The sequence below is a fragment of the Novosphingobium sp. AP12 genome (assembly GCF_000281975.1).
In the GTDB taxonomy this organism is placed as follows: Bacteria; Pseudomonadota; Alphaproteobacteria; order Sphingomonadales; family Sphingomonadaceae; genus Novosphingobium.
Window position 1 is genome coordinate 1 of sequence record NZ_AKKE01000034.1, and the last position, 25,767, is coordinate 25,767.

Annotated in this window: 23 protein-coding genes; 11 read left to right on the forward strand and 12 right to left on the reverse strand. The window is 66.5% G+C overall.

Features of this window, described 5'->3' with window-relative positions:
* Together PMI02_RS06665 and PMI02_RS06670 are read left to right on the forward strand one after the other, a co-directional pair.
* On the forward strand, window positions 1-2,327 hold a 2,327-nt coding region (locus PMI02_RS06665), incomplete at its 5' end, for a TonB-dependent receptor (protein WP_007680534.1).
* A gap of 99 nt (window positions 2,328-2,426) precedes the next feature.
* A complete protein-coding gene (locus PMI02_RS06670; protein ID WP_007680535.1) occupies window positions 2,427-3,689 on the forward strand; it encodes an MFS transporter in 1,263 nt (420 codons plus the stop codon).
* Between the two features lie 7 nt (window positions 3,690-3,696).
* Here the strand turns inward: PMI02_RS06670 and PMI02_RS06675 are convergent, their stop codons facing one another.
* On the reverse strand, window positions 3,697-5,253 hold the full coding sequence (locus tag PMI02_RS06675; RefSeq protein ID WP_007680536.1) for a carboxylesterase/lipase family protein: 1,557 nt from the start codon (window positions 5,251-5,253) through the stop codon (window positions 3,697-3,699).
* A 195-nt stretch (window positions 5,254-5,448) separates the two neighbouring features.
* Here PMI02_RS06675 and PMI02_RS06680 point away from each other — a divergent pair, with 195 nt between their 5' ends.
* Window positions 5,449-6,099 carry a cysteine hydrolase family protein gene (locus PMI02_RS06680; RefSeq protein ID WP_007680537.1) on the forward strand — a complete coding sequence of 217 codons (651 nt, stop codon included), beginning with the start codon at window positions 5,449-5,451 and terminating at the stop codon, window positions 6,097-6,099.
* 10 nt (window positions 6,100-6,109) lie between these two features.
* Here the strand turns inward: PMI02_RS06680 and PMI02_RS06685 are convergent, their stop codons facing one another.
* Complete coding sequence (locus tag PMI02_RS06685; protein ID WP_007680538.1) at window positions 6,110-6,418, reverse strand: Rieske 2Fe-2S domain-containing protein; 309 nt, start codon at window positions 6,416-6,418, stop codon at window positions 6,110-6,112.
* A gap of 131 nt (window positions 6,419-6,549) precedes the next feature.
* On the opposite strand from PMI02_RS06685, the gene PMI02_RS06690 reads away from it, so the two are divergent.
* The 4 genes from PMI02_RS06690 (at window position 6,550) to PMI02_RS06705 (ending at window position 10,474) form a co-directional block, all read left to right on the forward strand.
* Window positions 6,550-7,788: an SRPBCC family protein gene (locus tag PMI02_RS06690; protein ID WP_007680539.1), complete on the forward strand. Its 1,239-nt coding sequence runs from the start codon at window positions 6,550-6,552 to the stop codon at window positions 7,786-7,788.
* Between the two features lie 11 nt (window positions 7,789-7,799).
* Window positions 7,800-8,609 (forward strand): nuclear transport factor 2 family protein, encoded by an 810-nt coding sequence (locus PMI02_RS06695; RefSeq protein ID WP_007680540.1) that lies wholly within the window; start codon window positions 7,800-7,802, stop codon window positions 8,607-8,609.
* Entirely contained in the window at window positions 8,606-9,454 is an 849-nt protein-coding gene (locus tag PMI02_RS06700; RefSeq protein WP_007680541.1) for a TauD/TfdA family dioxygenase, read from the forward strand. Before PMI02_RS06695 ends, PMI02_RS06700 begins: the two co-directional genes overlap by 4 nt.
* Window positions 9,455-9,562: 108 nt before the next feature.
* The gene (locus PMI02_RS06705) at window positions 9,563-10,474 is read left to right on the forward strand and encodes a ribokinase (RefSeq protein WP_007680542.1); all 912 of its coding nucleotides are present in this window, start codon (window positions 9,563-9,565) and stop codon (window positions 10,472-10,474) included.
* A 37-nt stretch (window positions 10,475-10,511) separates the two neighbouring features.
* On the opposite strand, the gene PMI02_RS25800 is transcribed toward PMI02_RS06705, so the two are convergent.
* Entirely contained in the window at window positions 10,512-11,678 is a 1,167-nt protein-coding gene (locus PMI02_RS25800) for an aromatic ring-hydroxylating dioxygenase subunit alpha (protein WP_007680543.1), read from the reverse strand.
* A 115-nt stretch (window positions 11,679-11,793) separates the two neighbouring features.
* Between PMI02_RS25800 and PMI02_RS06715 the strand changes: the two genes are divergently transcribed.
* Window positions 11,794-12,642, forward strand: coding sequence for a TauD/TfdA family dioxygenase (locus PMI02_RS06715; protein ID WP_007680545.1), 849 nt, complete (start codon window positions 11,794-11,796; stop codon window positions 12,640-12,642).
* A gap of 64 nt (window positions 12,643-12,706) precedes the next feature.
* On the opposite strand, the gene PMI02_RS06720 is transcribed toward PMI02_RS06715, so the two are convergent.
* From PMI02_RS06720 to PMI02_RS06745, 6 genes are read right to left on the reverse strand one after another with little or no spacing between them, the layout of a single operon-like run.
* A complete protein-coding gene (locus PMI02_RS06720) occupies window positions 12,707-13,960 on the reverse strand; it encodes a CynX/NimT family MFS transporter (protein ID WP_007680548.1) in 1,254 nt (417 codons plus the stop codon).
* Between the two features lie 40 nt (window positions 13,961-14,000).
* On the reverse strand, window positions 14,001-15,401 hold the full coding sequence (locus PMI02_RS06725; protein WP_007680549.1) for an amidohydrolase family protein: 1,401 nt from the start codon (window positions 15,399-15,401) through the stop codon (window positions 14,001-14,003).
* Window positions 15,398-16,366 (reverse strand): isopenicillin N synthase family oxygenase, encoded by a 969-nt coding sequence (locus PMI02_RS06730; RefSeq protein ID WP_007680558.1) that lies wholly within the window; start codon window positions 16,364-16,366, stop codon window positions 15,398-15,400. Before PMI02_RS06730 ends, PMI02_RS06725 begins: the two co-directional genes overlap by 4 nt.
* Window positions 16,363-16,758, reverse strand: coding sequence for a VOC family protein (locus PMI02_RS06735; RefSeq protein WP_007680560.1), 396 nt, complete (start codon window positions 16,756-16,758; stop codon window positions 16,363-16,365). Before PMI02_RS06735 ends, PMI02_RS06730 begins: the two co-directional genes overlap by 4 nt.
* Window positions 16,746-17,381, reverse strand: coding sequence for a cysteine hydrolase family protein (locus PMI02_RS06740; RefSeq protein ID WP_007680562.1), 636 nt, complete (start codon window positions 17,379-17,381; stop codon window positions 16,746-16,748). The genes PMI02_RS06735 and PMI02_RS06740 overlap by 13 nt, the downstream gene beginning before the upstream one ends.
* A complete protein-coding gene (locus tag PMI02_RS06745) occupies window positions 17,374-18,504 on the reverse strand; it encodes an LLM class flavin-dependent oxidoreductase (protein ID WP_007680563.1) in 1,131 nt (376 codons plus the stop codon). The genes PMI02_RS06740 and PMI02_RS06745 overlap by 8 nt, the downstream gene beginning before the upstream one ends.
* Before the next feature lie 239 nt (window positions 18,505-18,743).
* Between PMI02_RS06745 and PMI02_RS06750 the strand changes: the two genes are divergently transcribed.
* Window positions 18,744-19,568, forward strand: coding sequence for an oxidoreductase (locus PMI02_RS06750; RefSeq protein ID WP_007680565.1), 825 nt, complete (start codon window positions 18,744-18,746; stop codon window positions 19,566-19,568).
* Between the two features lie 43 nt (window positions 19,569-19,611).
* Here PMI02_RS06750 and PMI02_RS06755 read toward each other — a convergent pair whose 3' ends face one another.
* The 3 genes from PMI02_RS06755 to PMI02_RS06765 form a co-directional block, all read right to left on the reverse strand.
* Window positions 19,612-21,939 carry an acetamidase/formamidase family protein gene (locus PMI02_RS06755; RefSeq protein WP_007680567.1) on the reverse strand — a complete coding sequence of 776 codons (2,328 nt, stop codon included), beginning with the start codon at window positions 21,937-21,939 and terminating at the stop codon, window positions 19,612-19,614.
* 38 nt (window positions 21,940-21,977) lie between these two features.
* Window positions 21,978-23,171, reverse strand: a complete 1,194-nt coding sequence (locus tag PMI02_RS06760) for an aromatic ring-hydroxylating dioxygenase subunit alpha (RefSeq protein ID WP_007680569.1) — start codon at window positions 23,169-23,171, stop codon at window positions 21,978-21,980.
* Window positions 23,172-23,268: 97 nt separating this feature from the next.
* Complete coding sequence (locus tag PMI02_RS06765; protein WP_007680572.1) at window positions 23,269-23,754, reverse strand: VOC family protein; 486 nt, start codon at window positions 23,752-23,754, stop codon at window positions 23,269-23,271.
* Window positions 23,755-23,949: 195 nt separating this feature from the next.
* On the opposite strand from PMI02_RS06765, the gene PMI02_RS06770 reads away from it, so the two are divergent.
* Window positions 23,950-25,056 carry an acetamidase/formamidase family protein gene (locus PMI02_RS06770; RefSeq protein ID WP_007680575.1) on the forward strand — a complete coding sequence of 369 codons (1,107 nt, stop codon included), beginning with the start codon at window positions 23,950-23,952 and terminating at the stop codon, window positions 25,054-25,056.
* Window positions 25,057-25,356: 300 nt separating this feature from the next.
* Window positions 25,357-25,566: a hypothetical protein gene (locus PMI02_RS06775; RefSeq protein ID WP_007680576.1), complete on the forward strand. Its 210-nt coding sequence runs from the start codon at window positions 25,357-25,359 to the stop codon at window positions 25,564-25,566.
* The last annotated feature ends 201 nt before the right edge of the window (window positions 25,567-25,767 follow it).

Here is a 25,767-nt window from a genome sequence, read left to right on the forward strand (position 1 = left end):
CTGCCGATACGGCTGCCGACAGCGCCGATGCCGATGGTTCGAATTCTCCGCTTGGCGAGATCGTCGTTGCCGCCGAGCGCACCAACGTGACGCTGCAGAAGGCGTCGCTGTCGGTTACCGGTGTCACCGACGACACGCTCAACAAGTCCAACATCACCGAGATCACAGGCCTGAACGGTAGCGTGCCCGGCCTCGTGGTCGCCAAGAGCGGCGGCGGTGAGCGTCTGATCTCGATCCGCGGCATCGGCTCGGAAACGCCTGAGAATCCGAATACCCAGCCCGGCGTCTCGTTCCACGTCGATGGCGTGTACATCTTCAACTCGATCGCCGCCAACGCCGCCTTCATCGATGTCGCGCAGGTCGAAGTGCTGCGCGGGCCGCAGGGCACGATGTACGGTCAGGGCTCGACGGGCGGCACTATCAATGTGGTGTCCAAGCAGCCCGAGCCCGGCGAATTTTCCGGCTCCGCCAATGTCGGTTACGGCAACTACAACCTGCTCAAGGCTGACGCGGCGCTCAACGTGCCGATTGGGGAGACTTTGGCGGTTCGCGGTGCGGTCCAGCATTATCGCCACGATGGTTACGCCAAGGCGACCAGCGTTGCGGGCGATCCCGACTACGAATTGGACGACGCCGATGAATGGGGCGGAAAGTTGGCGGTCAAGTGGCAGCCGACCGACCGCATATCGGTACTTCTCAGCACCATCCAATACAAGGGCGACAACAATGCCGCCGCCCAGCGCAATATTTTGGACCCTAACCCCGACAAGCGCGAGCTGACGCAGGACTTCCCGGGGAAGACTTACATCCGAACGCAGCTTTACTACGGCGTCATCAAGTTCGACATGGGCGGTGCGACCTTCAGCTCGATCACGAGCTACCAGAAGCTGCACAGTAACCTGTCCTGGGACGGCGATGGCCTGAACACGGACCTGTTCTACAATCTCACGAACACCACCCAGCCGGGCGCCGGCGTGCGCTACGATCACATCGCCGCCTGGGAGCAGCACACCAAGTCGTGGACGCAGGAATACAACCTCGCCTCCGATAGCGACGGACCGTTCCGCTGGATCGTCGGCGGCGTCTACCTGCACTCGACCAACAACAACTACATCAACGAATACCGCGCCGCGACCGGCGATGGGTTGAACGCGCCGTTGCCGGTCGACACGCCCTACAACGACCCGCGTGTCTCGACCTTCACCTACGCGGAGCTCTCGTCGATCACGCGTGAGGCTTATGCCGGCTACGTGCAGGCCACCCTCGACGTGACCGACAAGCTCTCGGTCACCGCGGGTGCGCGCTACAACCACGACAAGTACAGCGGGCAGGGCGACAGCCAGGCCGGGCCCACGACGGACAAGACCTCGGGGCCTTACCTCCAGCCCACTCCGGGCGTCGGCACCACTACGGCCCGCGTTACCGGCAAGTTCGCGGTGGACTACGACCTGTCGCCGCAGAACATGCTCTACGCCAGCTATACGCGCGGCTTCAAGCCGGGCGGCATCAACAGCTCGGCCTCGCAGGGCAACTCCTCGTATACGATCTTTGGGTTCGACAGCGGCGTGAAGCCCACGTTCAAGCCCGAGACGCTGGACTCGATCGAGGTCGGCTCGAAGAACCGTTTCTTCGGCAACACGCTGCAGATCAACGCATCGGCGTTCTACTACTTCTACAAGAACCTGCAGTTCCTTGAGGAAGACGCCGTGCTGTTCGCCGACGGCATCAGCAACGGACCCAAGGCGGAAGTCTTCGGCGCCGAGTTCGAGGCCGACTGGCGCGCGACGGAGCACCTCCGGTTCGAGGGTTCGCTCTCGCTGCTGCACGGCGAGTTCAAGGGCGATTACCTTGCGCTCAATCCGACCGCAGCGGATGCGGCTCAGGTTGCGGCAGGGTTCGCGGGCACCGGCGGGTTCTATGGCAACTTCGGCCCGGCGACTTTCGCCCGCGAAGCTGCCCGCCAGAACATCAACGGCAACAAGATCCCGAAGATGCCCTCCGTGCAGGGTTCGGCGGCGGTCTCGTGGACTGGCCAGATCGGCTCGGGCGAGTTCACCGCGCGCGCGCAGTACATCTATCGCGGAAAGTTCGAATCCCGCGTCTTCGGCACGCCCGTGCAGGACGACACGCCGGACTATTCGCAGGTCAACCTCTTCGCCAACTACGACTTTGGCGATACCGGCTTCCGCGCTTCGGTGACGGTGACGAACGTGTTCGACACCAATGGCGTCAACTCGCGCTTCACCGATCCCTATGGCAGCGGGCAGATCTCCGACACCTTCATTGCTCCGCGGCAGGCGATCTTCTCGGTCGGCTACAAGTTCTGAAGACGACGAGACTGCCTTCGGGCCGATGCATCAACGGGAGGGCCGTCGCCAGTTGGCGGCGGCCTGATCGTGCGTCTCACCAAGGAAGGTAATCGATCGATGCTGCAGACCCCCGAAGCCATGGTGCTAACGCCGCCCACCCGTTCGCGCAGGTCGGCGGCGATGGTGATCCTGGCCGCGACGGTGGGCGCGTTCTTCTCGATCACGCCGACGCTTTCGACCACCATGGGCGTGTTCCTCAAGAGCATCGCGGCGGATTTCGGCTGGAGCCGCACTGCCGTCGCGGGCGCGCTCAGCGCCTGCGCCGTGGGCACGGCGATCGCCTGTCCCTTCGCGGGCATTCTCGCGGACTGCTTCGGACCCCGCCGCATCGCGCTTGGCGGCTGCGTGGCACTGGCGGCGACCATCCTCGCCATATCCACGGTCCCGGCGAACCTGGCAGTCTACTACGCGCTGTTCTTCCTCGCCGGTGTCGTGGGCGCTCTGCCCAACACGCTGGCCTTCACGCGCATTCTTGCTTCATGGTTCGACCGGACGCGCGGCCTCTGGACCGGCTTCAGCGGCGGCGTCGGCTATGGCGGGGGCTCACTGGTCTTCGCGATGATCGCCGGGCAGGCACTGCTTCATCTCGGCTGGCGCGGCGGCTTCGTAGTGATCGCGGCGCTCATGGCGCTGGTGGCGCTGCCGGTCATGGCGTTCTGGCTGCGCGAGGCGCCGCAGGAGGGTGGACAGCCTGGCACCATCGACGCCGCCCCGCTGCCCGGTGACAGCCTGCGAGAGGCCATGCGGCGACCGGTGTTCTGGTGGATGTTCTCGATCTTCCCCCTCGGCGCGGGCTGCATGACCTCGCTGTTCACGACGATCGTCCCGCTGCTGACCGATCGCGGCATCCCCATCGGCCAGGCGGTGGGCGTGATCCAGGCCTTCGCCTTCTCGACGATCCTGGCCGAGCCCTTCGCGGGCTGGCTCGCCGACCGTTCGCGCCGCCCGCTTATCCTCGTGCCGCTGTTCCTCATCGCCGCGCTCGGGACCACGCTGCTGGTGCTGGTCCAGAGCGGGCCGGTGCTGCTGCTTTCGGGCGTGCTCATGGGGCTGGGCGCGGGCATGGAATTCACGCTGCTGCTCTACATGGTGACGCGCTATTTCGGACTGCGCGAGTTCGGGCGGATCGCCGGCGTGTTCCTGGCGGGCACACTGGGCTTCGGCGCGATCGTCCCGCTGATCCTCAACGGCACCTTCGACCTGACCGGCAGCTACGACCCGGCGATCTACGCCGTTATCGCGGTGCTGATCTACAGCGGCGTCGCTATCCTCGCCTTCGGTCCCTACCGCTACGCCCACGCCCATGGAGCGGGGCCGTAGCGAAAGTTCAGGGCTTTGGTTCGGTGAGCTTCGTCCGGTCGAAATAGGCCGCGTCGATCATGTCGAAGGCGTCCTTGTCCAACTTCTCGCGCACGACCGGGCCCTGGTCGGCGAACTCGAGCAGCCTGTCGCCCTTCGCATCGTAGCGCGGCCATTCGGGAGCGCCCGTGCCATTCGGGTTGCCGGTCTTGGCGAAGCGCAGCCAGTAGCCGCTCATCGCCTCCGCCATGGGGGTGTCGGCGGCGCCTTCCTCGAACTGCGCCCCGCTGACCTCGTTGCGCATGGCGAGGCTGATCTCGGCCGAGTGGCGCGCGCCCGGGATCTTGCCGCGCGCGGCCACAGGCACATAGCTGAAGTGGTAGAGGTAGGTCGGCCCCCCTGTGGCGGCGGAGCGGCGGGCGAGGAAGCGTGCCGGCGCGGTCATGAAGGCATCGCCCCAAAGGTGCTGCATCGCATCGCGCTCGGGCACCGCGCCATCCTCGCGGTAGATCGCCATGAGCGGGGCAGCATTGCCGCCCATCGCCGGGATCACGGCGGCCTCGGCGCCCGGTATGTACTTTAGCAGGCTGTCCTCCCACGAGTTCGCGCCGACCATGTAGGGCACGCGGGCGATGTCGCCCTTGAGGAATGCCTCGTCGACGGGCTGGGGCACGATCCGGCCATCGATGATGATGCCGCCCAGCACCAGCGGGTCCTTGGGGCCGAGCACGGTGGCCGCCGGCAGCGCTCGCATCGCGGTGAGGTCGTCGTCCGCGATGCCGAGCGAACGGGTCCAGTCGAGGCCGGTCTTCTCCGCCTCGGGCATGTATGTGTCGAGCCGCCGGCCGAAGCCCTTCTGTCCGCCGCCCGACTGCGAGATCGCGCGGGTGAACAGTCCCCGCGCCTTGGGGGAAGCCATCAGTGCGTTGACCGAGAAGGCGCCCGCGGACTCGCCGAATACGGTGACATTGGCGGGATCGCCGCCGAACGCCGCGATGTTGTCCTGCACCCAGCGCAACCCCGCCATCTGGTCCATCAGGCCGTAGTTGGCGAGCATGCCGTCCTCGTCCCTCGCACTGAGCGCGGGGTGGGCGAACCACCCGAAGCGAGCGAGGCGGTAGTTCACGCCGACCACGATCACGCCCTCGCGGGCCAGGTTCGCGCCCTCGTAGACCGGCCACGACGCCGACCCCATCGCGAATGCGCCGCCGTAGATCCACACCATCACCGGCAGCTTGCTCTTCGGCTTGGCGCCCGCAGGCCGCCAGACGTTGAGCGTCAGGCAATCCTCGCTGACCGGGCGGACGTAGGCGGCGCTGGGCGGCGCATCGAGCGGCCACTGCATGCAGTCTGCGCCGTATGCGCCGGCCTTGCGCAGGCCCTTCCAAGGCTCGACAGGCTGCGGCGCCCGCCAGCGCAGCGCCCCGATCGGCGGCGCCGCGAACGGCACGCCGAGGAAAGCATCGACTGCGCCGTCGCGCTTGCCCTCCAGCTTGCCCGCCTTGGCGGCGACCACCGGGGCCGCGTCTTCCGCAGCCGCCTGCGCGGTCGATGCCAGCAGCGCCAAGACGGTTGCGGCGGCCATGGGGAGGCGAAAGCTGCGTCGTGTCGTTAAGATAGCGCGACTCCTTGCTCGGGATTACATGCAAATAGCAAAGGGTATTAAACCGCTTGATGCATGGCATATTTTGAGTAGCCTGCTCTTTGCGGCGCGCGCGGTAAAGTTTGTGCGCATGGGCCGCCGGCGACACCGGAACATAGCTTGGGGAACCCTCTCGTCATGCCGCAGACTGCGCACGATCCGCTGATCTCCCGCCTGACCACTACCAAGGCGGCGCTGCTCGTCATCGACGTACAGGTCGATTTCGTCGCAACGGAGGGCTTCTGCGCAAGGGCGGGCGCGGACGTTTCGGCAGTCCCGGCAGCAATCGCGAACATCAACCGGGCAGTGGCCGCGGCGCGTGCAGCGGGGCTCACGATCGTCTTCGTTCGTCTCGAAACCGCGCCGGAAACCGACTCGCCCGCGATGCTCGGGCACATGGAGCGCATGGGGCGCGGCGGCGGTGCCGCTCTGTGCCGGGCCGGAACCCCCGGCGCCGGATATTGGACCGTCGCGCCGGAGGCGGGCGACCTTGAAATCATCAAATCGCGCTATGACGCTTTTCTCGAAACCCCGCTCGACGCACGGCTGCGCCAGCGCGGGATTGAACTCCTCGTCATCACCGGCGTGAGCACGGACTGCTGCGTCGATTCGACCACGCGCGCCGCGTTCATGCGCGACTACGACGTGATCGTCCTTGCCGACGCCTGCGCCGGAAGTTCACCCCAATCGCACGACGCGGCGCTGGCGGCCCTTGGACGTTACGCTGCGGCCATCTCAGATACCGACGCCCTTGTCGCTGCGCTGGACCCGGCCCTCGTCGCCGCCTGACGCGCGTGGCTCAGTCCGGCACTTCGGCGTAGATGTCCTCGCCGCGGACCTCGAGCCGGTAGACGGCGAGCGGTTCCTCGCACGGCAGATCGACCGCTGCGCCGCTCAGCAGATTGAAACTGCCGGAATGCAGCGGGCACACGACCTTGCCGTCGATGATCTTCCCGCGCGAAAGCAACGCTGTGCCGTGAGTGCACTGGTCCGCCGCCGCGTGGAGCACGCCGTCCACGTCGAACACTGCGACAGCTGGTTTGCGCCCGCGTGCGATGCGCTTGGCGCGGCCTGCGGGAACGTCGGTCACCTTGCACAGAAAGATCATGGGCGCTCCCGGCATGCTTGATCGGCTTCCACTGGACGATTGCCAGTCGCCTATAATTCTGTACGATGCAATGCAATATGCAATGCACTTTGATTTTTCGTGCAAGGTGCGATTCGAAAAAAGGTGACAGGATGACGCAGTTCTTGCGGGCAGGTTTGCCCGATCTCGCCTTGGCGCCCGAAGTCCTCGCGCTGCTGGGGCAGCTCGATGCCAGCCAGGGCGACGTGTCGCAGGCGATGAGCCTGCCGCCCGAATGCTACACCTCGCCCGCGTGGTTCGAGTTCGAGAAACGCGCCGTCTACGATCGTGAGTGGGTAGCCGTCGGGCACATCGGCGCCATCCCTGATGTCGGCGACTATTTCACGCTTGAGATCGTCGGCGAGCCGTTGCTGGTCGTTCGCGGCAAAGATAGCGAAGTGCGCGTGCTCTCTTCGGTCTGCCGTCACCGCGGGCACCTGCTCGGCGAGGCGAGCGGGAATGCGAAGAACTTCACCTGCCCGTTCCACGGCTGGTCCTACGACCTCGAAGGCACGCTCACCGGTGCTCCCGAGATGGAAGGCACGCTCCCCTTCGCGGAACTGAAGCACACCGCCTGCCTGCCCGCGTTCCGCTCGGAAATCTGGAACGGCTTCATCTTCGTCAACTTCGACGGCGAAGCGGAGGCGCTGGCGCCGCGGCTCAAGGGGCTGACCACGCTGCTGCAGAACCACCACATGGAGGACCTCGCCTCGATCAAGCCGGTCGAGTGGGCGTCGAACAAGTGGAACTGGAAATTCATGCAGGAGAACGCGCTGGAGCCTTACCACACGCACTACCTGCACACCGGCATCCACGACTTCGCCCCCTCCAGCAACACCCGCTTCACCGAGTGGGACGAGACCGACGACGGCGCCATCTACCGCGAGGTGGAGTTCATGCACATCGACGGCGGCTTCAACATCGCCGGCAAGGCGCTCTTCCCCGCGCTGCCCGACCTCACCGAGGCGGAGCGCAGCCGCGTCGTGTTCGCAGGCGTCATGCCCAACCTGTTCCTCGGCGCGCAGGCGGACGTGGTGTTCTATTACGTGATCCTCCCGCAGGCCGCCGGCGACATCACCCTGCGCGTCGGCGTGCTGACGAGCTGGGACAACCTCTCGCTGCCGACCGCCGACCTGCTGCTCAAGGGCACGATCGACGGCGTCGCGGTGTTCAACGAGCAGGACACGGTCGCCAACATCCGCACCCACAAGGGCATGTCCTCGCGCGTCGCCCCGCGCACACGCTGGTCGCCCAACGAGAAGACCCTGGCGCAGATCAACAACTGGCTGATCAAGCGCTACAAGAGCTACGCCGCCTCGCTGAACGGCGAATACGCCCAGGCTGCCGAGTAAGGGAACCGGACATGACGACGGATACCATGGACCTCGACATCGTCGCCGAGCTTGCCGCCCTGCGCGCGCAAGTCGCCCGGCTCACCGCCAAGGACGAAATCTGCGATCTCGTCACCACATACGCCCGCTCATGTGACGTCGGCAACGACCCCGTGCTGCTGCGCCCGCTGTTCACCGACGACGCGACCTGGACCTGCAAGGGCTTCGGCACCTTCCACGGCGGCGGCGACGGCTGCGCGCTCGGCCTCAAGGCGGTGGCGGGCGAGAAAATCTGGTGGTCGCTCCACAACATGATCTCGGTGCAGATCACCTTCGATGCATCGGGCGAGGAGGCGACCGGCTTCTGGTATCTCTGGGAAGCCGCGACGATCCCCAACGAGCACACCGGCGAGGCCGAGGCCTGCTGGATCGGCGGCACTTACGACGCCCGTTTCCGCAGGGACGGCGGCACCTGGAAGTTCAGCGCGATCGAGCTCAAGCTCAACATGGCCAGCTCTTATTCCGAAGGCTGGGTCAAGAAGCGCTGGCCCGACGGAACTCCGAGCCAGCCCTACTTCCTCGACCTCAAGCCCGGCGAGACGTACCTGTGGCGCCAGGGCGGCCGCGAGGGCTCGCGCCTCGTCACCGAGGCAGAGGCCGCCGAAAGCCCGAAGAAGGTCACCGCCTTCACTGTCGCGGAGCCGGGGCTCCAGGCGATCTGCGGCTGCGGCTATTCCAAGTCCAAGCCGTTCTGCGACGGCTCGCACCTCAACCTGAAGTACGACTGGTCGCTGCTTGGCAAGAGCGCACCCGACCAGACCGGGCCGGGAGACACGGCATGACCACCTTGACGCTAGATACCGCGCCGCTCAAGCATGGCTTCGGCTCCGAGATCATCGGTGTGGACCTCGCCGCAGCGGACGACGCGATGCTGGCTGCGGTGGTCGCCGAGTTCCACCGCACCGGCGCGATCGTGCTGCGCGGGCAGGCGATGGCACCCGAGCAGTTCGTGCGTTTCGGCAAGGCGTTCGGCGAGCTGAACGGGCACACGCTGCAGGATTACATCCTGCCGGGTCACCCCGAAGTCTACGTTCTTTCCAACCGGCTCGAGGACGGCAGGCCGGTGGGCGCGCACAACGACGGGATCGGCTGGCATACCGACCTCAACTACACCGCGCAGCCGGTGATGTGCACGATGCTGCACGCGATCGAGGTCCCGCCTGAGGGCAGCGACACGCTGCTCGCCGACCAGTGCGCCGCCTTCGCCGCGCTGCCGGAGGAGCGGCAGGGGGAACTGTCGAAGCTCAAGCAGATCCACAGCTTCGAATACCTCCACAAGATGCGCAGCGAGGGCCGCAAGGCGGTCCCGCCCGAGGTCCTGCGCGCCAACCCGGACGTGGTGCATCCACTGGTGCGCACCCACCCGGCGGACGGCCGCAAGGCGCTCTGGGTGTCGAGCCTGACGCCGGGGTTCGTCGGCTGGTCCACCGCCGACAGCGAAGTGCTGATCGACGAACTGATCGAATGGGTCACGCAGGACCGTTTCGTCTATCGCCACAAGTGGCAGGTCGGCGACGTGCTCGTCTGGGACAACCGCTGCACCCTGCACACCGGCACGCTCTTCGACGACACCCGCTACATCCGCGAAATGCACCGGATGTGGGTCAAGGGCGACCGGCCGTATTGAGGGCGCGTGGAGGCAAGAACGCGCTCGCTCGATGGCCTAGGTCGAACTTTCGATACCCGAACGGAGTTTGGGGTTCAGGTATTGGGCATCCGTAACTGAGGTAAATTCATGAGCGTCAGCGTCTTCGGTTCCCTCAATCTCGACATCGCGCTGCGCCTGCCTTCGCGCGCGGGCTGGGGGCAGACGCTGCTGGTGGACGAGAGCGAGCAGGCGGTCGGCGGCAAGGGGCTCAACCAGGCGGTGGCCTCCGCGCGCTTCGGGTCGGTGACTCGCATGGCGGGCGCGGTCGGAGGCGATGCTGCAGGGGCAATGCTGCGCAGCGCGCTGGAGGCGGAAGGCGTCGATACGTCGCATGTCGAGGTGCTCGAAGGCCATGGAAGTGGGCGCGCCACGATCCTGATCGAGCCGGCAGGCGACAACATGATCATGGTCGAGGCAGCGGCGAACCTCAAGGCACGGGCCGACAAGGTGATCGGCACCATCGACGCGCAGACCCGCGTGCTGCTGGTCCAGCTCGAGACCGACATCGACCAGATCGCTGCACTGTTTGCGCATCATGCGGCGGGGCCGGTCCGCAAGATCCTCAATGCTGCACCGGCGCTGCCGGCGGGGTCGAAGCTGTTCGGCCTGTCCGACATGCTGATCTTCAACCAGAGCGAATTCGCCGACTACCTCCAGCTCGACCGGGAGCCCGAAGCACTGGAAGACCTGCTCGTCGCGCGGCGGCTGCTGACCCGTCCCAACCAGGCTGTGGTGGTGACGCTGGGCGCCATCGGCTCGGCGGCGGTCTGGGCTGAGCGCGCCATTTTCGCGCCGGCGATCGCAGCCGAGACGGTAATCGACACCAGCGGCGCGGGCGATTGCTTCTGCGGCGTCGTCGCCGCCTGCGTCGATCAGGGCATCGGCCCGGAGGAAGCGCTGAAGCTAGCGAATGCTGCAGCCTCGCTCTCGGTCGGCAGGCGCGGGGCGGCGCCGTCGATGCCGCTGCGGGCGGAGGTGGAGGCATTGGCGGATTGCTAAGTCCCTTCTCATTGCTGCAGCGGCGTCGAGGGCCGGCTCACGCGACCGCGTCGAGCACCATCTGTTGCAGGCCCCGCACCCCGCCCTCCCAATAGGGCGAGAACCGCGCGTCGATGCCTGCGAGGTCGCGCGCCGCGATGGCTGCCTGTGCGGCTTCCATGAACGGCTTGTCCTGCGGGATCACGCCCAGCCACATGTCGAGATTGCCCTGCCGCGCCTCGGCGAGCGCGGGGTCGGTGGCGGCCTCGCCGTCGTAATAGAGGCTGATGTCCATGATCGTGCGGGTCGGCCCGTCGGGCAGCAGGGTGCCGAGCATGACGTGGTCGGCGGTGATGAGCACGGTGGCGGAGGGGAACAGCATAAGCGAATAGAGCAGCGGCAGCGGCTTGCCCTCGCGCGTTTTCAGGTCGGGCAAGCGCGCGGTCCAGGCGCGGGTTTCCGAGCCTTCCTCGTGCGCGGCGCTGACATCGACATAGCCGCCCGCATAGACCGGCTTGTGGACGCAGGGACTGGTGTTGCGGAACAGGTGCGCTTCGAGCTGCGGATGGCCGAAGGGGAGGTGGTAGTCCTCAATGCCTGCCTCCATCGCGATCTTCCAGTTGGCACCGTAGCTGTCGACCAGCCGCTCACCGTGGACGAGGTTCGTGAGGTCGTAGTCCGCCAGCAGCGCTTCGAGCGGGGCGATCCAGTCCTCGAACGGCGGCGCTTCGCCGCCGATGTTGACGAAGACGAGGTCGAGCCAGCGGCCGACGCGGATCGGCTTGAGGCCGAGTTTGCTACGATCGAACCCGTCCGCCTGGTTGATTTTCGCACCCCCGATTTCCGGGGTCGACAGCAGTTCCCCGTCGAGCGAATAGGTCCACGCATGCCACGGGCAGGTGAGCCGCCTCTTGTGGGTGCATTCGGTCACGAGCTTGACGCCGCGGTGGCGGCAGATGTTGTGGAACGCCTTGATCTCGCCCTCGTTGCTCCGCGTCAGCAGGACCGGCCAGCCGGCGACGTCGATCGGCATGACGTCGCCCTTTTCCGGGATCAGGCTGGCGACGGTGACGGCGCACCACCCCGAAGGAAAAAGGCGCTCACGCTCAAGCGCGAAGAATTCGGCGCTGTAGAATGCGCCGGGAAGGGCCAGCGCCTCGCCGATGTCGCGGTTGATCGCCTCGCCAGCGGCGCGGATGGCGGCTTCGGGAAAGACTGCGGTCATGGCGCGGCTCCTTCGAATCCAGATAACGATGTATATTGCAATGGTATATGCATTACAAATTGCATCAACAAAATTTCGGTGCGATCATTCGGGTCGCAAGGAACAGGAGATCACGATGGACGTCGCGGTGCAGGACAAGCCGGTCGAGGCGGAGTACCGGTTGTTGAAGATCGAGAAGCTTAACCCGACGCTCGGCGCTTATGTCAGCGGCGTCGACCTTACCCAGCCCTATGGCGAGGACGTGGCGGACGAACTGCGCCGCGCGCTGGCCGACAATCTCGTGATCTTCCTGCGCGACCAGCCGATCGACTTCGAGGCGCATCGCCGCCTTGCCGCCGTCTTCGGTGAAGCGCACGTCGCGCCCAGCACCAAGCCCTGGCGCGTGCCCGGCTTCGACGAGATCACCAAGATGCATGCCGACGAGAATTCCACTTACGTCGCGGGCGAGGGCTGGCATTCGGACATGAGCTGCGATCCCGAGCCGCCGATGGGCTCGATCCTGTATCTCCACACGGTTCCCCCGCTTGGCGGTGACACCGTGTTCTCGAACATGTACGCCGCGTGGGATGCGCTGTCGGACCGGATGAAGGCGCAGCTTGAGGGCCTCAGTGCGGTGCACGACGGCGTGAAGGCGTTCGGCGGCCTCGTTCCCAAGGGTATGGACCTGCCCTGCACCTCGCACCCGGTCGTGCGGGTGCATCCGGTGACGGGGCGCAAGGCGCTCTACGTCAATCGTGGCTACACCACCCGGATCGAGGGCATTCCGGAGCGCGAAAGCGAGGCGCTGCTCGCTTTTCTCTACGATCACGTCCAGAGCCCGATGTTCCAGTGCCGCTTCACCTGGAGCCCGCACGCCATCGCCATCTGGGACAACCGCTGCGGGCAGCACATGGCGATCTGGGACTACTTCCCGGCCGTCCGCTCGGGCTACCGTATACAGGTTAAGGGCGAAAAGCCGGTTTGATCCGCGAGCGTTAGAAACGAAAAAGGCCGGGAGCTGCGAGCTCCCGGCCTTTTTTGTATCCGGATTACTGGAATGCTTCGTCCAGCGGGGCTCGGATCTGCGCCCGCGCCGCCGGCTTGCGGAGCACCGCCACGGCGCAGAACAGCACCGCGCTCACCGCCGCGAGGCCGAAGAAGACGCCGGAGAAGCTGCCCGTCTGGTCCTTGATCGCACCGCCGAGCGCCGGGCCGAGCGCCGCCGAGGTCGAGACCGCCATCATGATCGAATAGAGTTCCAGCGAGGCACGGCGGCCGAAGTACTCCTGCAGCAGCATCACCGTCGAGACGTAGCTGAAGCCGAGCCCGCCGCCGAAGGTCACCATCCACAGGATCAGCATCAGCGGGCCGTCGGCCACCGCAAGCGTGGCGGCGGACACTCCTAGGCAGCCGAGCGAGAACATCACCAGCGCGCGGGGGCTGGTCTTCTCGCCTACCACACCGGCCAACGCGGAACCGATCGCGCAGACCAGCGCCGAGAGGCTGATGAGCTGCGAGGCGCGGTCCTGCGCGATCGCGTGTTCCAGCAGGTGCTGGTAGGCGAAGCCGTGGGTGGTCGTGTTGATCGCGAGGCAGGCGGTGTAGGCAAAGACGACGACCCAGAACTGCGGGGTGCTCAGCGCCGCGCGGACGGTCCATTCAGTCCGTGCGTCGGCGGCGGCAGGGCCGTCGTCGGTCGAACCGAGGCGCAGGCGGCTCGCGACGAGGGTGCTGAAGCCGCCGATGACGACCGAGGCGATGGCGAACATCAGCCAGTAGCTGCGCCAGCCCATGCCGGCCGACTGCGAGCCGTAGTAGAGCATCGGCCCCGCGACCGCGCCGAGGTTGCCGATGGTGAAGTAGATGCCCAGCACCGTCGAGCGCCGCTTGAACGTGCTCGACAGGACATGAACCGCAGGCACCGTGCCGCAGAAGCAGTAGCCCACGCCCAGCAGCGTCGTGCCCAGGTAGTAGGTGCCCACTCCCGTCGAGGCGTAAAGCAGCCCGAACCCGGCGAAGAGGATCACCGTGCCGGTCAGCAGCGTGCGGCCGACGCCCAGCTTGCGGATGGTGAAGGCGGGCGCCAGGCTGATGATGCCGCAGGCCGTGCCGAGCAGCGTGAAGCCGAAGCCCGCCTGTGCCCAGCTCATCCCGAACTCCTCTACCATCGAGGGGATCACCATCCCCAGCGAGTTGAAGGTGCCCGCCGAGAGCAGGAAGTACATCAGGCACAGCGCCTGGAGCACGATGTAGACGAGCAGCCGGGTGTTCATCGGCGCTTTCACAGATGTGGAGGCGGTCATGGCAGAATCCCTAGCGGGCGTGGGCAGGAGGCGGCAGGCGTCACAGCACCGGCCACCGGCAGGGAACGGTCTTTCCGGCACGCGCGAGGAGCGCCGGGGCGGCGGCTTCCACTTCAGCAAGGATTTCATCCTCGTCGATCGTGGTCGCCCGATAATCCTCTACCAGCCGGCGCCCGTCCACCCAGACCGAGTGCACGCCCCGTCCGTCAGCCGACCAGACGAGCTGGTTCACGACATTGAGCAGCGGGGTCCACTCGGGCCGATGGCGGTCGTGCGCCACGAAGTCGGCCTTCTTGCCGGGCTCGAGGCTGCCGATCAGGTGCCCCATCTGCGCGCCGGACGCGCCGTTCAAGGTGGCGCATTCCAGAACGTCGTAGGCCGAGAAAAGGCTGGAATCGCGCCGGGCGTCCTTGAACAGCCCGGCGGTGACGTACATCGCGCGCATCATGTCGGCGGCGTTGCCGTTGTTGTTCCCGTCGGTGCCCAGCTGGATCTGCACGCCGGCCGCCGCCATCTCCGGGAACAGGCCGGCGCTGCTGGCTCCGTATGCACCCTTCATCGCCGTCATCGGGCAATGGGTGACATGAGTGCCGGTGCCGGCGAGCAGGCCAACTTCTTCCATGTCGAGGAAGATCGCGTGGGTGAGCGAAAGCTGCGGGCCGAGTGCGCCGATCTCCGCCAGATGCGCGATCGGGCGCTTGCCGGTGGCGGCGAGGAAGAAGTCAGGGTCCTGCGGGTCCGGGCTCATGTGTGCGGTGACACCGGCGCCGTGGTCCCTGGCCAGTTGCGTTGCCGCGCGCCACAGGTCGTCGGTAGCGGTGACGTGGCCGACCAGCGCGGGCCATGCGGCCAGCAGCGGGTCGCCGGCGCAGGAATAGCGCTCGACCTCGCGCTGGAGCGTTTCGATGGCGTGCGCGGTGAGCGCGGCCTGATCCTCGGCCGGGTCGAAGGCACGGTCCTGCGCCCACTGGCCGATGCGGCCCCGGATGCCGGTTTCGGCGAGGCCGTCGTACACCGCGCCGAGATCGAGGATGGTGCCCGCCTCGACGAAGCAGGTGGTGCCGGTACGCAGCATCTCGAGCGCGGCGAAGCGGGCGGAGAGGCGTTCCTCCTCGGGCGTCTGGGCCTGATAGGTAGGGATCAGCCACCCCATCACGTTGGCTTCCCAGTCGGTGTCGTCGGGCACCGCGCCGCGCGTGATCGGCTCGCCGGTGATGTGGACGTGGCAGTTCACGAAGCCCGGCGTCAGCACGAAGCGCGAGCCGTCGATCACCTCGCGCGCCGAGACCCTGGCCTCGACTTCGGCGCTCGGCCCGACGGCGTGGATGCGGTCGCCGATGACGGCCAGCGCGCCGTCGCGGTAGATGCGCCGCGTCTCGTCCATGGTGACGATCCAGGCGCCCCGGATCAGCAGGTCGACGGGGATGCGCGGCTCACTCATGCCGCGTAGCTCGCGCGGGCCATGTCTTCGAGGTGCTCGCCGATGGTTCGCGCCGGGCCTGCATCAGCGCCGGCCTTGCAGGTCGGGGCGACCTCCATGCGGTAAAGCGGCTCCAGCTCGAAGAACGTCGCGACAGAGTTGCGGGCGCGGGTGCCGTGGTTGTTGCGGACGCGGTGGAGGTTGGCCTTGTAGAGCCCCCCGGTGAAGCGCTCCATCATCTGGCCGACGTTGATGACGAAGCTGCCGGGGATCGGCGTCGCCAGTATCCACTCGCCGTCGGCATTGCGCACTTCAAGGCCCGCCATGTCGTCCTGGAGCAGGATCGTGATCGAGCCCCAGTCGGTATGCGCCCCCGCGCCGAGCAGGTTGGCTTCCGCGTCCTGCGGCTGCGGCGGATAGGAGAGCAGCCGCACGCCGACCTGCGGCTCGGCGAGGCCATCGGCGAACCACGCGGGCGACAGATCGACCGACAGCGCCAGGCAGGCCATCAGGTGCCGGCCGAGGCGGATCATTGCGGCCTGCCAGGCTTCCACCTGCTCGCGGAAACCCGGCAGACCCTCGGGCCATTGGTTCGGCCCCTGCATCGGCAGCCCGGCCACGACCCACGGATGGTTCGCCGGCAGGTCGCGGGCGAGCATGAAGCTCTCCTTGAAGTCGGCGGCCGAGCCAGCGTCGAGCACCTGCCTGCCGGTCGTCTCGTAGCCGCGCCGGGCAGGTGAATGTTCGATGGAAACTCTGGCTTTCGCCGCCTCGTCCTGCGCGAAGAAGGCGCGGGTCTGGGCGATCTGCGCGTCGAGCAGGGGTTGCGGGACGCCGTGGCCGGTGACGTAGAAGAACCCCGTCTCGCGCAGCGCGCGGTGGATTTCCTGCGCGACGCGGGCCTGCTCGGCCAGAACGTCGAAGCTGCCCGTCAGGTCGACCTGCGCGATGCGCTCCGCTGCGCGCGGGGGTTCGTAGACGATCATGACCCGACAGCCGCGCTCAGGCGGAAGACGTTGCCTTCTGGGTCGCTGAGGACGGCCTGGTGCTGGCCGAAGAAGGTGTCCTGTCCCTCGCGCACCAGCGTTGCTCCGTGTGAAACGGTACGTTCGGCCATGACCGCGACCTGTGCCACGCTGCCGACCTCGAAGGTCAGGATCGAGCGGGTGCCCACCGCCTCGATCTCGGGCAGGTTGACGAAGGCGCGCACCGTCTCGGTGGCGAAGCCGATCATGCAACCTCCGCCGCGCACTTCGCGGTAGCGGTGGTCGCGCGATTCCGGCACTTCCTCCAGCCCCAGCGCATCGACGTAGAACTGCGCCAGCGTCGCCACGTCGCGCGCCAGGAAGGTGACGTATGCGAGGGTCAGGCCGACCATGCTGCCACCACCGCGTCTGTCGTCACCAGCAGCGAGGTATGCTGGTTGAGCGCGTTGAGCGTCCCTGTATGCAGCGCTTCGTCGAAGCTGGCGCAGGCGTCCGACACCACGAAAGTATGGAAATCGCGGTGGAAGGCATCGCGCGTGGTGGAGTCCACGCAGCAGTCGGTGGTGAGGCCGGTCATCACCAGCGTGTCGATCCCGCGCGCGCGCAACTGCTGCTCGAAATCGGTGCCGTGGAAGCTCGAATAGGCGAGCTTGCTGACCTCGATGTCGCCGGGTTCGGGGGAGACGCGGTAGTAGTCCTCGCCGCCTGTGCCGATGCGGCAGATGCCGGCATTGTCGGGCGTACCGCGCCGGGCCATCCAGGTCTTGAGGGCATTGGAGTCGGTCTCCGGCCGGGTCATGACGCGCATGAAACCCACAGTGGCCCCGGCCTTGCGGGCGGCGGCAATCAACTCCTCGATCCGGTCGATCGCGGTTTCGGCCGGGCTCATGTCGGTGCCGTAGCCGCCGATCAGGCCCTCGGGCGAGGCGAAGTCGACCTGCACGTCGACGACGATGAGGGCAGTGCGCCCTGGTGCGATCATCTCGCCGGGCTCGACGTGGGGGAGGTCAGACATGCGCGCTCTCCGCCATCTGCGAGGGAAACCGCTCACGCAGGATCGGCAGCACCGTCTCGCCGAAGATCGGAAGCGAAGCGTGGTAGTCCGGGAAGATCAGCATGAGCCCGTCGAGCGAGGTCTTCTCGAAGATTTCGCTCAAGCGCGCCGTCACCGTCTCGGGGGTGCCGAGGACATGCGGGGTCATGAAGGTGGAGCGCGCTTTCTGGGTGAAGGCGTTCTCCTTGCCGATCTCGCCGTCGAGGAAGCCGTAGGCGCGCATCATGCCGTGAAGCGCGCCCTCGTCGAACCCGGCGCGGAAGTGCGCAGCGGTCTCCTCGGCTGCCTCGTCAGTCTCGCCGAAGACGACGGTCATCATCGAGTAGGTGCGAATCTTCGAGCCGAGCGCGAGCGCCCCGGCCTTGGCGTCGGCACTCGCCTTCGCGAGGTCGTCGACATTGCCGCCCGAGAGGAACAGCGCGTCCATCTCGTTCGCGGTAAAGGTGATGCCGACCTTGGATGTGCCGGCGCAGACCAGGAACGGCGAGGTGGAGGGCTTGGGGTCGGACATGCAGTCGTCGAGCTGGAAATACTTGCCGTCCATGGTGACGGAGTCTTCGGTCCACAGCGCCTTGATCGCCTGGATCCACTCGGTCGCCAGAACGTAGCGCTCGTCGTGATCGACGCCTTCGGGCCACGCACCCATCTGCGAGAATTCGCCCTTGTACGATCCGGTGACCACGTTGAGCCCGGCGCGGCCGTGGCTGATCTGGTCGAGCGTGGCGATCATCTTGGCGGTGACGGCCGGGTTCTGGAGGATCGTGTGGACCGTCGCCCAGACCTTCACGCGGCTCGTCGCCTGCGCGAGGCCCGCCATCATCATCGGCGAATCGAGGCTGGCACGCCAATGCTCGGTCTCGCCGCCATAGCCGCGGTACTTGGCCATCGCCATGATGAAGTCGAGGCCGATGTCCTCCGCCAGCTTCGCGGCCTTGAGGTTGTAGTCGTAGGAGCCGTCCAGCGTCGGCGCGTTCTTCGAGAGGATCCAGCCGCCGTTGGCCATCGGCATGAAGATGCCGAGGTCGCGCCCTCCGCTGTCTGACGGAAGGCCGAACCCTGCGGGTCTCGGTTGGCTCTGGATCATCTGGCTCCCCTGCTGGCCATTGCGTTGTCGGATGAAGGCTAGGATGGGGCGTGATGCGGTTCTTGTCACCCTGCGCCCGCGCTGTTGTTGCGCGAAGTTCGGAAGCTGATGCGTTGCACATCAACGAGCGGAATGGGCCGCGTGGATGAGCTTGTGCTCAAGGCATTGGGCGTCGGGGGCAAAGCACAGGCGGTGCCCGGGCTGTAGTCGGAAGCGGTCATTTGCGAGGGAGAACGACGTTGAGCAACTGGTTCATTACAGGCGTGAGCACCGGGCTGGGCAGGGCGATAGCGAAGGCGGCTCTCGACGCCGGCGACACGGTCGTCGGCACGGTGCGCAAGCCTGACGCCGTCGCTGAGTTCGAGGCGCTGGGCGAACGCGCGATCGCCATGGTGCTCGACGTGACCGATGCCGCCGCCGTCACCGCCGTCGTGGATGCGGCCGAGGAGCGCACCGGCGGGCTCGATTTCGTCGTCAACAACGCAGGCCTAGGCTATACCGGCGCGGTCGAGGAGACCCCGATCGCGGAAGCCAAGGCGCTGTTCGACGTCAACGTCTGGGGCGCGCTGGCGGTGATCCAAGCCGCGTTGCCGCACCTTCGCGCACGCCGCGCCGGGCATATCGTCAACATCGGTTCGATCAGCGGCATGGCCTGCTGGAACGGCACCGCGATCTATGGCGCCACCAAGTTCGCGCTCGACTGTATCGGGCGTACGCTGGCGCAGGAAGTGAACCCCCTCGGCATCAAGGTGACCAACGTCGCGCCCGGCGGCATGCGCACCGAATTCGCCGCCTCGCGCCTGCTGGGAGCGGAGCCGACCATCGCCGATTACGCCGAGACGGCGCACACCGCGCGCGGCGTCCTGACCGGCCACCACGGCGAGGAGCCGAGCGATCCGGCGAAGACGGCGCAGGCGATCCTGACAGCCGTTACCTCGCCCGAGCCGCCGCTGGTGCTGCTGCTGGGCAACGACGCGCTGGGTTACGCGACGCGCGAGTTCGCCATGCTGGGCATGCAGTTCGAGACGTGGAAGCACCTGACGACCAGCGTCGCGGCGGATTGATCGCCTGCGTCGTCCCGGATCAGGTCCGGGGCGACGTACCGCGTCAGGACGAGAACAAACTCTTCCTGATCACCGCGTGGACTCCCCAGTTGCCATTGGCGACCTGGCTGATCCCGAAGTCCACGCCCACCGAGAGCAGCGAGATCGCCTCGTCCTCGGTCAGGTCGCGGATGGTCATCAGGAACCGGCGGGCCTTGCGGAAGGCGTCACGCATGGCGGCGTCGATCGAGCTCTGCTTGTAGACTTCGCTCTGCGCGTTGGCGCCCAGTTCCTTGAGGTAGTCCGGGTGGGAGAAGCCCAGGATCACCCATTCGTCGGGCGTCTCGATCATCGGATAGTCGATGTCGCGGATGTACTTTCTGCTGGTCTTGGCGGGGTGGAGCACGACCTGGATCACCGCCGTCATCGAGCATTCGATGGCGGTGCCGCACAGCTCTGAATCGCCCTGGCTGGCGTGCGGGTCCCCCATCGACAGCAACCCGCCGGGCACGCCGACCGGCAGGAAGCAGCTGGCGCCCTTGCCGAGCCGCCAGTTGTCGATGTTGCCGCCGAAGTTGGCCGGCGGGACCGAATCGATCAGTTCCGAATGCGCCGGAGCCAGCGCGATCACGCCGAAGTGCGGGCGGACCGGGATGGTCACGTCGCGCAAGACATCGAAATTGCGGGTGATCGTCTCGGGATCGACGGGCACGCCAGGGTAGTCGTAGCGCTCATGGACCACGCCCGAGGGATCGGTCTGCGGCGTCCAGCGGTAGGAGTACACCGCCTGCGCGGTGGCCCGTCCGGGCTCGTCGTCCATCTCGTAGATAGTCACGACCTCTCGGCCCTTGGGCTCGGTGATGAGGTCGTTGTAGTGGAAGCCCCAGTACGCCGCGACGTTGCTGCCGAAGGCGCGGCCCGCGAAGCGCGGATTCTGGCTGGGGCGGGCCTCCATCTCGAGGATGCGGACCTCGATTACGTCGCCGGGCCTCGCGCCCTCGACGGCGATGGGGCCGGTGCAGATGTGGACGCCGAAACCTTCGCCCGGACCGCGCCCGAGCGCCGAAGCATCGAGCGGCCCGGCGCCGCGCCGCTCGACCGCCTTGCCCTCGCCGGTCCAGTGGAACACCGCCTCGGCGCCCGCGTCGCCCTCGATCATGCGCTCGGCATCGTCGTTGGCGTGGTGGGTAAGCGTCTCGATCGTCACATAGTCGCCCGATCGGATTTCCAGCGCCGGGGTGAGCGAGCGGCTGAAGTAACCCCAGTGGATCGTGTCGGGCCGCGCGGGCAGGAAGTGGTGGCGGCGGGTGCGCGCGGCGTCGTCGAGCGTGGGTAGGGCGTCGCGCGCGGGAATCACGCCTTCGAGAACGCTAGCCGGCTCGCGGTTCTCCAGCCGCACGTCTCGCGCCTTTTCCGGCCTGCCGCGCCGGGGCGCTTCGGCGGAGGAGCCGACGCTTTCGGGCGACTTGCGGTATTCGCGCGGGCTCATCCCGTACTGTTCGCGGAAGGCGCGGGAGAACGAGGCGCTGTCGTTGAAGCCCCACTGGAACAGGATTTCCGAGATCGAGCGCTGGGCGTGGAGGGGGCTGCCGAGGTCGAGCCGGCAGCGTTCGAGACGGCGCAGCTTGACGAAGTGGCCGAAGCTCTCACCGTGCGATTCGAACAGCTTCTGCAGGTAGCGCGGCGAGATGTTGTGCTCGGACGCGATCTGGTGGGTGTTGAGGTTGGGGTCCGACAGCCTCATTTCGATCGACTGGAACACCCGCTCCAGGATCGCGGCGCGCCCGCCTGCCGCGCCGCCCAGCGCCTTGGCTGGCGCGCGGTCGAGCAGGGTGGCGGCGATCATCTCGGGAAGGGCCAGTTCGACCGGACGAATCTGGTCGTCCGAGACGTCGAGGATGGTGTCGGCGACGGTGCGCAGCAGGCTCGACATCATGCGCGCGACGGCAGTGTCGGCGATGAGGTCGCTGATCTCGGTGGGCAGCTGCGAGCGCGATTTCAGCGCCGGCAGGCTGTGCGGCACCTTGACGACGAGCAGGCGGAAGTCGCCCTCCATCCCGATCCGGCAGCGGGTGTCGCCGCCGCCATAGACCATGTCGCCCTCGCCGATCTCGATGACGTGGTCGCCGCTGATCGCGGTGACGCGGCCTTCCAGCAGGAGGACGAGCCAGAAACAGCGCGCCTCCTGCCGGAAGTCGAGGTTCAGCGCCTGCGCGGTGCCGGTGCAGCGGATGAACTGGATTTTCTGGCCGCTGGTGAAGCTGACGAGGTCGCCGTAGATATCCTCGTCGTCGGATTCCAGTTCGATGCTGACGCGCTGCAATGCGAAACGCCAAGCCTGCAGCCGCTGGTCGTGCGGGTAGGCGTTCGTCGTCAATCGCACGCCGGTCATGCCGGAATTTCCTTGTTATCTAACCCTTGGCGTGCAGCCTAGTCGATCGCCGCCGTGCCCGCCAGACGCTTGTGTGCATTGCGGTAACGATGGACCAGCCACTTGTTGAACTGGCCTTGCGCACCCTCTTGCCATGAGTAGCGGCCGCGCGGCGCGAAGCGCGAGCGCAGGCCTTCCTGCACCAGTTCGTCGACGTGCATGTCCTGCGCGATGATCTTGCCGGAGGCGGAAAGATTCATGTCGAGCAGGTTCTCGAAGTTGGGCTCGGCCATCGCGCCGGGTGCGAACAGGAAGCCGGTCTCCAGTTCGTGCGATTCCGGGCCGTCCGGGCGCAGGATGAGGTAGATCACCATGTCGCTCATCATCACCAGGCTGAGCGAGGGCGGGACGTTGGCGAAGGTCATGCGCTGGCGCGCCTCGTCCTTCAGGCCGGGGAACACCGGCAGCACGGCACGCTGGGTGGCGTTGAAGCTGGCGTCGGGGTGGAGAGTGCCGTTGAAGCGCAGGAAGCCGGCGTCCTCGGGCTCGGAGTGCGGGAACTCGGCGCGACCCGAGGGCACGAAATCATGCAGCGGTCCTGCATGGAGGCGGCTGGCGTGGTAGCCGTCGTTGTTGTTCTCGAACATCACCTTCCAGTTCCACGGCAGCTTGGCCGCGGGGTCGGGCCTGGGGCCTTCCGCGCTGGCGAGGTCGTAGCCGGATATCGCCTCGGCCACTTTGGCGAGGCGGGGACCGAGCGGCGCGGCGTCCTGGTCGAAGTTGATGAAGATGAAGCCGTTCCAGATCTCCACCGCGAACCGCGGGAGAGAGTTCTCCTTGCGGTCGAAATTGCAGGTCTTGTTCATCGCCGGGGCCGCCACCAGCGTGCCGTCCAGCGAATAGCTCCAGTGGTGGTAGGGGCATAGGAACCCCCGCGCCTTGCCCGCGCCCTCGGCCACCAGCATCGCGCGGTGCTGGCAGACCGCCGACATTGCGTTGATTTCGCCGCTGAGATTGCGGGCAACGATGATCGGCTCGTTCACCGTGCGGGTGGTGTAGAATTCGCCCGGCTCGGCGATCCAGGATTCGCGCCCCACGCACTGCCACTCGTTGAAATAGAGCGCGTCCTTCTCGAACTCGTAGAAGTCGGTGCCGGTGTAGCATTCCGGCGGCAGCGTCACCGCCTCGGCAAGGTCGACCGCCGACGCGGAGAGAGATTCGATGAAGCTGTCGGACATCGTTGGGGCGGACATGGTGAACTTCCCTGATCGATTATTTGGTCTGCAGGTGCGGCCTGAGACGAAGTCTGCATACCGCACCTGCGAAGGCAAGCGTGCAAATGCGGAGGAGCTATTCCTTGGTGTAGCCCTCGGGGATCTTCGGCGGATCACCGGCCTTGCCCCACAGCAGTATCTCGTTGCCCCAAGGGTCGCGGAAGCAGTGGTTGAGCCCGTTGAAGGTGCTCCAGAAGTGGTTGCGCCACAGCACGGTCGCGCCGCGTTCCTCCGCGGCGGCAAGGATGCGTTCGGGCGTGTCGTCGTCGCTGATGAGAACCCAGATGCGAGGCTTGCGGCCGTCGGTGGCGATGGCGCGCGGCGCGATGCCCTCGGCGTCGGGGTGAGGGCGGGCGTTGGCGGGGTCGAAGATGCCGACGTGCAGGTTGCCGATCTCGCTGTCGCTGCCGTCAGGATTGGGGAACATGCCTCCCGGCACCATGCGGTGATAGACGCCCTCGGGCTTGTGGTCGTCGCGCCAGCCGAAGACTTCGGCGTAGAACCGGCCGGCGGCGGCGGGATCGTCGGCGGGCAGATCGACGAAGATGAGCGTGTTGGGCATGCGGGTTCCTTGCGGCTCTTGATGGCATGGGTCTGGGCCAATCGGCCGCCCGGCTCTTGGCCGCAGGCGTCCGGTTTGTTGACTCGCCCGACGAGCGGAGCCCTGAGCCAAGTTCCAGTGCGCTGACGGCCAAGACCCTTTTGCGGGCCGGGATGAAGGTGAAGTCCTCGATCTGACACAGCAAAGGGGCAATGCATGGCTTCGGTCACCACTCTGGGTTCGCCAAAGGCGCAAGTGCGACCTTCGGCGATCTGGCATCTCAAGGCCACGCCGGAGACCATCCACTGGGGCTACTTCTCGCCCGACATCAAGCCGGCCCTGACGATCAAGAGCGGCGATCTCGTCCATGCCGAGGCGATCACCCACCACGCCGGCGATGCGCCGGAACTGATGTTCGACGAGGGCGTGGAGCGCATCTTCCGCGAGGTCGACCCCGCCAGCCGCGCGCCGGGCGTCCACATCATGACCGGCCCGATCTACATCGAGGGCGCGGAGCCGGGAGATATGATCGAGGTGCGCTACCTTCAGATGGTGCCGCGCAACAACTACGGCTCGAACCTCGCCGCCAACTGGGGCCATCTCTACGAGGAATTCGGCAAGCAGGAGCGGGTGACGATCTACGAGCTCGACCCCAATGCCAACACGGCCCACGCGCTCTATGCCTACGACTTCAAGGGCGACTACCTCGTCCCCGGCACCATCACCAACTGCCCGGTCTGCGACCGCCAGCCGGCGCTGCCCGGCATAACCATCCCCGCCCGCCCGCATCTCGGCACCGCGGGCGTCGCGCCGGCGGTGAACGAGCCGGTCTCGACCATCCCGCCGGGCCTTCACGGCGGCAACATCGACAACTGGCGCATCGGTGCCGGCTCGACGATGTTCTACAAGTGCCAGGTCAAGGGCGGGCTGTTCTCGATCGGCGATCCGCACGTCAGCCAGGGTGATGGCGAGATTTCGGGCACCGCGATCGAGGCCTCGCTCGACTGCCTGTTCCAGATCATCCTGCGCAAGGACTTCGACTTCCCCTCGCCGCTGCTGGAAACGCCCGAGAACTGGATCGTCCATGGCTTCGGCGAGGACCTCGACCAGGCGATGAAGAACTGCTCGATGGACATGCTCCACCTGCTCCACGACAAGCAGGGCCTCAGCAAGAACGACGCCTATTCGCTGATGAGCGTGGCGGCCGACTTCGGCATCACCCAGGTCGTCGACGGCACGCTGGGTGTCCATGCCCGCATCGAGCGGCGAATCTTCCCGGGAAAGGGCACCGTCATCGACCCGCCGCGCATCGAACCTGAGTAAAGGACACCCTCACTCCTGACGGGAGCACACTGGAGCCCGGCCTGCGAAGGCCGGGCTCCATTTTTGTTTGCGCCTTGCCTGGGAGCATGGCCTCCGTCAGCCAATTGCATTTTGCGCAAATGTTGCCTAAGGCGGTCCATGCTGACGTCGCGTGCGACGGACTATCGGGCGGCCTCGCCCTCTTTTGTCCCTTACGAGCCTCATGAAGCCGGGATGCGCTGCTGCCTGCGCACGCCCGTATGCGTCGCACCGCTTTTTCCGCCCAGCCGGGCCGCACAGTTAGAAAGAGGATCCTGAACCATGACCGACCCCAGCACCCGCCCTTTCCTCATCAAAAAGGACGAGGAAGGCCATTTCCGCCTGACGGTGCGGACGACGAGGTATAATTCGCAGGGCTATCCGCTCGTCACGGCCACGCTTCAGGACGAGTTGTTCAAGACCGCGAATGCGGCCCGCGCTTTCGCGCAGGAGAACTTCCAGGCCAAGCCGGGCGAGTACTCCACCAAGTAACCTTTCAGGCTCATCGAACGCCGCGGGCCTCATGGTGCAGCGGCGCGGAGCCCCTTAAAATACAACGGAATTGTTGCATTGCGAATGGTTCGCAACCCGGTAAGCGACCGGGGCGACCCGAAGGTCGGATGCAACATCCGCCTTTTCCTTGGCTCAGTGGCCATCAGGCTGCTGGGCCATTTTTGTGTGCCGGGCACGGCG